The organism is Nguyenibacter vanlangensis (genome assembly GCF_013376155.1).
Taxonomy (GTDB): domain Bacteria; phylum Pseudomonadota; class Alphaproteobacteria; order Acetobacterales; family Acetobacteraceae; genus Gluconacetobacter; species Gluconacetobacter vanlangensis.
This window is the reverse complement of the sequence record NZ_JABXXP010000438.1, coordinates 1-2,419: the sequence shown is the minus strand read 5'-3', so window position 1 is coordinate 2,419 and position 2,419 is coordinate 1. Positions and strand designations below refer to the sequence as shown.

Here is a 2,419-nt window from a genome sequence, read left to right as displayed (position 1 = left end):
GCTGCGGCAGGTGGGGCTGGCGCACCGCGCGGGCCATTATCCGGCCCAAGTGTCCGGCGGGCAGCAGCAGCGCGTGGCGATCGCCCGCGCGCTGGCGCTGAGGCCGTCGGTGATGCTGTTCGACGAACCCACCAGCGCGCTCGATCCGGAATCGGTGGGCGAGGTACTGAACGTCATGCGCGCGGTCGCGGCGACGGGCGTGACGATGCTGGTCGTGACGCACGAGTTGGCCTTTGCCCGCGAGGTGGCGGACCGGGTGCTGTTCATGGATGGCGGCGTGATCGCCGAGGACGCGCCGACCGAGCTGTTTTTCAACGCGCCGCGGCAGGAGCGCACGCGCGCCTTTCTGGCCGCGGTCCTGGGCCAGGCCAATGATATGTCCGCCAGTGATCTGTCCGCCAATGATCTGTCCGGAAACACGACATGACGATACGCAGCTATGACGAGGTGCCGGTACGTCCGGCGAACATGGCGGGACCGGCGCCCGAATTCCCATGGCCCGACGGCAAGCGCGCGGCGATGATGCTGTCCTTCGACATCGATGCCGAAAGTGCCGTCACCAGCAAGGACCCGGCCCATGCCGAGAAGCTGGTTTCGATGTCCTATGGCGGCTACGAAGCGCGGGTCGGGACGCCCAAAGTGCTGGAACTGCTGCGCGAACTGGGTCTGAAGGCCACCTTCTTCACCACCGGCTGGGCGGCGGACGCGCATCCGGCGATGGTCGAGGCCGTACTGCGCGACGGGCACGAGATCGGCCATCATGGCTATCACCATCTGCTGCCGGACCCGGGATCGCCGCATATCGAAGACGAGCTGCTGCGCGGATTCGAAGCGCTGAAGCGGGGGTTCGGCGTACGGCCCGTGGGTTATCGCGCGCCCTATGGCGAGAGCTGCGACGAACTGCGCACGGCGCTGAAGCGCGAGGGCATGCTGTATTCCAGTTCGTGGCGCGACGATGTGCGGCCCTATCGGCAGGTGCTGCCCGACGGGTCGCCGGGCGTGATCGAACTGCCGCCGACATCGAGCTATGACGACTGGATGCATGGGATGAGCACACGGTTCGGCGCCCGCCCGATCTTTCCCAAGGAGCACGTGCTGTCGATGTGGCGCGACGAGCTTGACGAGACGCGCGCCTGGGGGGCGATGGTGGCGACGGTGCTGCACCCGCTGGTCAGCGGACGCCCGATGCGGCTGCGCCTGCTGCGGCATTTCCTGCATTATGCGATCGAATGCCGCGATGTCTGGATCGCCACCGGCGAGCAGATCGCGCGCCATTTCGAAACCTGCGAGCGCGCGGCCTGATGGCGGGGCGACCCTACCGGATCGCGGGCCTGGATTGGGCGGTGCTGTGGGATGAGGCCGCCGGCACCCATGTCTATGTCCGCGATGCAGACATCGTCATGCTGGGCGGCAGGATCCTGTTTGCCGGCAGGGCGGCCGAGCTGCCGGCCGAATACGCGTCGCTGCCGGCCGATATCGACGGAAGCGGGCTGATGGCCATGCCGGGCCTGGTCGACGTGCATTCCCATCCCGCGACCGAGCCGATGAATCGCGGGCTGTTCGACGAGCTGGGCTCGCCCGGGCTCTATTACTCGTCGCTGTACGAATACATGCCGGTCTTTCGTTCGGACGCCGCCAGCAAGCCGGACTGCGCCCGCGTGGCCTATGCCGAGATGCTGCTTTCGGGGGTGACCACGGTGGTCGACCTGTCCACGCCGTGGGCCGGGTGGCTGGATGTCGCGGCCGAGAGCGGGCTGCGGGTTTGCGTGGCGCCGATGTTCCGTTCGGCGTCGTGGACGACCACCAACGGCCACACGGTGACGTATTCCTGGGACGAGGCGGCCGGACGGCGCGCGCTGGCCCAGGCGCTGGACCTGATCGATGCCGCCGCCGCCCATGGCTGCGGACGCCTGACGGGCATGGTGGCCCCCGCCCAGATCGATACCTGCACGGCCGAACTGCTGCAGGATTCCTTCGCGGCCGCCGCACGGCGCGGCGTGCCCTGGCAGATCCACGCGGCGCAATCCATCGTCGAGTTTCACGAGATCACCCGGCGGCACGGCGTGACGCCCGTGCAGTGGCTGGACAGGCTGGGCGTCCTGGCGCCGCACAGCATTGTGGGGCACGGGATCTTTCTCGACGATCATCCGTCCACGCCCTGGCATACCAAGACGGACCTTGCCGTGCTGGCCGGACGGGACGCGGCGATCGCGCATTGTCCCACCGTGTTCGCGCGGCGTGGCTATGCGCTGCGGGATTTCGGGCGATATCGTGCGGCGGGCGTGCGGATCGGGATCGGCACGGACACCTATCCGCATACCATGCTCGACGATCTGCGCCTGGCGGCCTATCTGGGCCGTATCCAGGCCGGCGCGCCGGACGCGGCGTCCACGCGGGCGGTGTTCGAGGCCGCGACGGT

At 68.4% G+C, this 2,419-nt stretch carries 3 protein-coding genes; all 3 read left to right on the top strand.

Going from position 1 to position 2,419, the window contains the following annotated elements; translation table 11 throughout:
- A partial coding sequence (locus HUK84_RS15000) for an amino acid ABC transporter ATP-binding protein (protein WP_176641002.1) occupies positions 1-427 on the top strand: 427 nt, incomplete at its 5' end.
- Positions 424-1,302 carry a polysaccharide deacetylase family protein gene (locus tag HUK84_RS14995; RefSeq protein WP_176641001.1) on the top strand — a complete coding sequence of 293 codons (879 nt, stop codon included), beginning with the start codon at positions 424-426 and terminating at the stop codon, positions 1,300-1,302. The genes HUK84_RS15000 and HUK84_RS14995, both read left to right, overlap by 4 nt.
- A partial coding sequence (locus tag HUK84_RS14990; protein WP_176641000.1) for an amidohydrolase family protein occupies positions 1,302-2,419 on the top strand: 1,118 nt, incomplete at its 3' end. The genes HUK84_RS14995 and HUK84_RS14990, both read left to right, overlap by 1 nt.